Below are 6562 nucleotides of genomic sequence, written 5' to 3'. Positions count from 1 at the left end.
TGAATGCTATTTTGTATGACAAGATAAAAATTGCAGATGCCGTAAATGTAGAAGTGATCACACTGGCGGAATCTGTAAAAGGTTATAAGGACTTTGATAAAGGCGCTGCCAAAAAATTTGTTATTGACCCTCATGGATTAATTCCCAATTAACAATAATATATAGCTTATAGATCAGGTACTAAATTCACCCCCCGGTGAATGCTGATGCAATGCTCTTTTTATCAAAAAAGGCACGCTGCATTTGCATTGCTTTTGCTTTGCTTCATGTACACAGTGGAGACACTGCCCACGGCAGGCCGCTTTTGAATAAAGCAGCAATATCATAAACAATGTTACCCGAATATGAACATTGTATTTTCATTTTATTGTTTTCTCATCAAGCGTTCCGGTTCATGCTTTTTTACAGCATTTCCCTTCCCCCTTATTTATCGCAAAAACAAAAGGGATGACTGAAAGTTAATATTTCCTTCACCTGCACTTCATACCCGTTTGTTTAATTTTGACTATTGTAAAACATCCGCAAAAAAGCAGAATTAATTAATACACGAACGCATATGCAGTTATCCATACGGTCTTCGCCTGCAGAAGGTGTCAAATGTATTTCTTTATCAGATGGTTATGAAGCCAGTGCCAGCCGTATACGGTTTCACTTAAAGAGGCCGGCACTATTGGATGAAAACACATATAGCTTACCGGTTTTTGCTAACAAAAAAATAACCTTGAAGTAAATGTTGTCATTGCTATATTGAGTGGAACAATTTCTGTACGGAACTGATAAGGTTTACATTATGATTACCATTATTATCGCGCTTATTGGAGCTGTTTCGCTTATTGTTTTTTTAATTCGAAAAAACAACAGAGACAGAAAGAAGCTTTTATCCCCGAAATCAATGGATAAAGTAGAAGAACAAAAAATGGAAAAGCAAAGACGACGGAACAAATTATAAGGCAGATCCGGTATTATATGTTCTGTCTGCGCAGGAATTTTGCATGACCGGAACAAAGCCATACTCAACTTTCACCCATCATTACAGCACCGGTTATTTCCATCCACCACCCAGTGAGCGGTAAAGATTTACCACGGCCTGCAATTGCTGCAAATGATCATTCACTCCTCCCAATTCGGCCTGCAGCAGGCTTTGACGCGCCGTTATAATTTCCGTATAATTGGCAAACCCGTTTTCCAAAAGTTCCTGCGAATAATCAACCGAGTTACGCAACGCCATCATTTGTTTGGAACGGATATTTATTTTATCTACCGCCGTTTCGTATAACGATATTGCATCCGATACTTCCCGTCCGGCATTGAGCAAAATATTTTGAAAGCCCAGCAAAGCCTCCTGCTGCTGCGCCTTGGCCACTTCAAGCCGGGTTTTATTGACCCGCCGGTTAAAAATGGGTTGGGTTAAACCGGCACCAATACTTGCCGCAAACGAGGCAGGGTCAAACAGGGTTTCCAATGAAAGCGCAGAAAGTCCTGCTGAACCGGTAATGTTTAAAGAGGGATAAAAATAAGTGCGGGCTACATTGGTGAGTTCAAAATAATACCTGAAGTTGAGTTCCGCTTCCTGCACATCGGGCCTATTGGCCAATAATTGTGCCGGAACACCGGTTTGCAAAAGCGATGCTACCTCCTGGCTTTCCAGATCACCGCGGTAAATGGCTGAAGGGGCCGACCCCAGCAGGATGCTTAAAGCATTTTCCGTTTCTTTTATACTTTGCTTCAGATCGGGAAGCGTTACTTCGACGGCATAACGCTGCGCTTCACTTTGCACTACCGCGGCTTCGGTTACCCGCGCTGATTCTTTTAATAACCGCATGGTTTGAACGGTAGTATCCCAGTTGCTCACCGTTTGCCGTATGATATCCAACTGCTGATCCAGGGCCATCAAAGAATAGTAATAGGTGGCAATATCCGCCACCAAACGCGTTTGCACGCCCCTGGCTGCCGCTTCTGTTTGCAAAAGGCTGGCCAGACTTGCCTTTTTGCTGCTCTTCAATTTGCCCCATATATCTGCTTCCCACGATGAAGCAATACCCAGCTCATATTGTGTTGCGCTGTTCCGCATCCCTAAGCCCTGTGCATCCGACAGCCGGGCTGCTGAAAAGCCCGCATTGGCATCAAAGGAAGGCAAAAAAGCGGCTTTGCTCTGGCTGTAATATGCCCGCGCCTGCTGTATACGGGTATACGCGATCTGCAGATCAGGATTGCGGCTAAGCCCCTCCGAGATAAGTCTTTGCAGTATGGTATCCGTAAAAAGCTCTGTCCATTTCAAATCCGCTGCGGTGGTGGTATCTTCCGTACTTTGCCCCCTGTAAAGGTTCGTGGCCGCCAACTCCGGCGCCTCATAAGGCTGTGTTACCTTACAGGCCGCCATTGTAAAAGCGGCTGCAACTATAAGAAATATATATTTAAAAATCTTTGAGGTCATATGCTCCTTATTAAAAAACATGAATTTTTTACACATCCTGCTTAACTGTGGGCTGAGGTTAGACTATCGGTTTTGGCGGACCACTTATTTTTTCCTGCAGTAACTGGAATACCACGAACAATACAGGAATTACAAATATGCCCAATACTGTTCCTATCAGCATACCCCCCACTGCACCGGTACCTATGGACCGGTTGCCGGTTGCGCCCGCGCCCGTTGCCACCATTAACGGAAGCAACCCGAAAATAAAAGCAAAGGATGTCATCAGTATGGGCCGCAGGCGGGCTTCCGCTCCCTGTATGGCTGCTTCAACCACCGGCATGCCCTGCCGCCTTCGATCCAATGCAAATTCTACAATGAGGATGGCATTTTTTGCCAGTAGCCCTACCAGCATGATCAATGTGATCTGCAGGTAAATATTATTGCTGATACCAAAGAGCTTTGCAAAGAGGAAAGCCCCTGCAAGCCCTATGGGCAGCGACAATAAGATAGAAAAAGGTAAAATATAACTCCCATACTGGGCACTAAGAAGCAAGTAAACAAATAAGATCACCAGCATAAAAATAAATACTGTTTGTGCGCCTGCCGACAGTTCTTCACGCGTCATTCCCGAATACTCATAGCCGTAACCCGCCGGCAATATTTGTGTTGCCGTTTCTTCTATCGCCGCTATGGCATCACCGGAACTGTAGCCCGTATTAGGTGATCCGGTAATGCTCATGGAAGTATACAGATTGAAGCGGGAGATAGATTGCGGTCCATATACTTTTTCCAGTGTGATAAAACCCGTAATAGGCGCCATGACCCCTTTATTGTTTCTCACATATATATTATTCAGACTTTCGGGGTTGGCCCTGAATTCCGGTTCGGCCTGGTACATTACCCTGAACTGTTTACCAAACTGGTTAAAATTGGAAGCATATACGCCTCCATAGTAACCCTGCAATGTATTGAGAATATCATTTGTTGAAAGCCCCGCTTCTTTTGCCCTGGCCACATTCACATCTACCTGGTATTGCGGGAAATTGGGATTGAAAGAAGTGGTGGCATATTGAATCTCGGATCTTTCATTCAACGCTGTAAGAAAATCGGTACTCACCTTATAAAAGCTGGCTATATCTTTCCCTGTACGGTCCTGGAGCTCAAAAGAAAAACCACCGGAAATACCGAAGCCCTGCAATGTAGGCGGCGAAAAAAACACTACCCTCGCATCCCGGATATTGCTGGTTTTGGCGAACAGTTGCCCTATGAGCGATTGCACATCCTGCCCTTTCCCTTTACGTTCCGCCCAGGGCTTCAACCGCATGATCACCATGCCATAGTTGCTCCCGGCCCCGCTGATCATACCCCTGCCGTTGATCTTTAAAATGTTTTCAACTTCAGGTATGCTTTTCGCCAACCGCTCCACTTCATCGGTTATTGCGGCTGTTCTTTCGGTGGATGCAGAGGGCGGCAAAGCGATATCCGCCATAATGGAACCCATATCCTCATTAGGTACAAACGCGGTGGGAGTGGTTTTCATAAGCAAATAAAACAACCCCGAAAAAACGGCTATTCCTGTCCATGCGATCCATTTTTTTTTGATCAGGAAGGAAACAGCCCTCTCGTATTTCTTTTTTGTGGCATCGAAGCCAGCATTAAACGCGGTATAAAAACGCTGCAAAAGGGTTTTCTTATGCCCGTTTTCCTTATCCGGTTTGAGAAATATGGCACACAATGCGGGGCTTAATGTTAACGCATTAACAGCAGAAAGAATAATAGCGATAGCCAGCGTTAAACCAAACTGTTTGTAAAAAACCCCGGCAGATCCGGTGATAAAACTTACGGGTACAAACACGGCTGCCATTACAAGGGTTATAGAAATAATGGCTCCCGTAATTTCACTCATAGCATCTTTAGAAGCTGCAACGGCCGATGTGTAACCCTGATCAAGCTTGGCGTGCGCTGCCTCTACCACCACAATAGCGTCATCCACTACAATACCAATAGCCAATACAAGGGCAAATAAAGTAAGCAGGTTGATGGTAAACCCGAAAAGCCCCAGAAAGAAAAAAGTGCCTACGATAGCAACCGGCACTGCAATGGCAGGAATAAGGGTTGATCTGAAATCCTGCAGGAAAAGAAATACCACAATGAATACCAGGATAAAAGCCTCTATAAGTGTAGTGATCACTTTGCTGATGGATGCATCGAGGAACTCATTGGCGTTTACCATGTTAACGTATTTAATTCCCTCAGGAAAGGACACCGCAGCATCATCGAGTACTTTTAAGCTGCCTTCTATTACCTCCTTTGCATTGGATCCTGCCGTTTGACTGATGGCCACACCCACGGAAGGAAAGCTATTGGTGGTAGTGCTGCTGGCATAGCTCATAGCGCCGAGCTCAATTCTTGCCACATCTTTAAGCCTGAGTATTTGTCCGCCGCCTGCCGACCGGATGATCATATCGCCAAACTCCTCCGCACTTTTTAAACGCCCTTTGTATTTAAGAATATACTGAAAAGACTGGTCCCCCTGTTCTCCGAACTGGCCGGGCGCGGCTTCAATATTTTGTTCCGCCAGTATGGCGCTTATATCGGAAGGCACCAACCCGTAGCTGGCCATTATATCCGGCTTTAGCCAAATGCGCATGGAATAATCCATACGACCAAATGCACTGGCATCACCCACACCGGTTACGCGTTTGATAAGGGGCACCAGGTTGATCTCCGCATAATTCTGCAAAAAAGTTTGATCGTAGGCAGGGTTTTCGCTGTACAGGGAAAAAATAACAAGGTTACTGCTTTGGCTTTTACGGGTTATAACACCGGAGCGCGTTACCTCCTGTGGCAGGAGGGGGGTTGCCAGCGCCACCCGGTTCTGAACGTTTACCGAAGCCATGTCGGGATCAACGCCCAGCTTAAAATTAACGGTGATCCTCGCCGTACCGTCATTCCCGGATGAAGATGTCATATAGGTCATTCCCTCCACGCCATTGATCTGCTCCTCCAGCGGAATGACCACACTATTGAGCACCACATCCGCATTCGCACCCTGGTAGGAAGTAGAAACCACTACCGTTGGCGGTGCAATTTCGGGATACTGTGAAACAGGCAGGGTACTCAATCCAAGTACTCCCAGTATTACAATGAGTATCGAAATAACGGTTGACAGTACAGGCTGTTCTATAAATCGGTTAAACATAATTTTCTTTTCAAATTTTAAAAGCCATTCCACTTACTACTTACCACTCACTACTCACCACTCACCACTCACTACTCACCACCTGCCCCATTCCTGTTAAAAACACTGTCGGCATTCACTTCCCTGGGAATTACCGGCGCGCCCTCCCGCAGGGTAGCCACACCTTCGAGTATAATTTTATCACCGGGTTTCAGTCCTTCCTCCACAACAAAATATTGCCCTCCCGTATTTTCCCTGATCCTTATTTCAACACTTTTCACTGTTCCTGCACTATCGAGCAGGTAAACAAATTTTTTTCCCTGTATTTCATATGTCGACTTCTGGGGCACCAGGATGGCAGCATCCAGCCTCGCAGGAATTCTTACAATACCACTGCTGCCGCTGCGCACTATGCTGCCGGGATTGGGGAAAGTGGCCCTTACCCGCACCGACCCGGTTTCCGTATTGATAAGCCCGCTGGCGGTTTCAATATGTCCTTTTTCAGGGAAGATCATGCCGGTTGCCAATACAAGCGCAACCGGCGGAATGGATTTTAATCTTTCCGCGGCTGTAGCGCCTTTAATCGTAGTGGCAAATTCCAGCGCCTGTTTTTCATTGATGGAAAAATAAGCGTACAGACTGTCAATATTGGAAACCATGGTCAGCGGTAAGGCCGTATTGCTGCTTACCAGGCTGCCGATCTTGTAGGGCAGATTGCCGATCACACCATTTACCGGGCTGGTATACCCAAGATTGGTTCTCGCATTCGCCAGTGAAGCCCGGGCCTGCGCCAACGCTGCCTGCCTCGACTGCAGGCTGAATTCGGCCGACTCCAATTCATATTTACTGATAATATTTTTTTCTACCAGTGGTCGTACCTTATTCACTTCCATTTCCGCAGCATTCACATTTGCCTCCGCGATCTTGATATTCGCCTGCGCGGTACGCACGTCCTGCTCGTACTG

3 protein-coding genes are annotated in these 6562 nt (G+C 46.2%); all 3 read right to left on the bottom strand.

The window, feature by feature from the left end; all coding sequences use genetic code 11:
* Positions 1-1042: 1042 nt before the first annotated feature.
* Positions 1043-2434: an efflux transporter outer membrane subunit gene (locus tag PLH26_RS18935; RefSeq protein ID WP_324587588.1), complete on the bottom strand. Its 1392-nt coding sequence runs from the start codon at positions 2432-2434 to the stop codon at positions 1043-1045.
* Between the two features lie 58 nt (positions 2435-2492).
* Positions 2493-5618, bottom strand: coding sequence for an efflux RND transporter permease subunit (locus PLH26_RS18930; RefSeq protein WP_324587587.1), 3126 nt, complete (start codon positions 5616-5618; stop codon positions 2493-2495).
* Positions 5619-5689: 71 nt separating this feature from the next.
* On the bottom strand, positions 5690-6562 hold an 873-nt coding region (locus PLH26_RS18925), incomplete at its 5' end, for an efflux RND transporter periplasmic adaptor subunit (protein ID WP_324587586.1).

It is taken from the genome of Agriterribacter sp., from assembly GCF_035444585.1.
Lineage (GTDB): Bacteria > Bacteroidota > Bacteroidia > Chitinophagales > Chitinophagaceae > Agriterribacter.
Note: the sequence above shows the minus strand (reverse complement) of the source record. Positions and strands in the feature narration are given on the sequence as shown.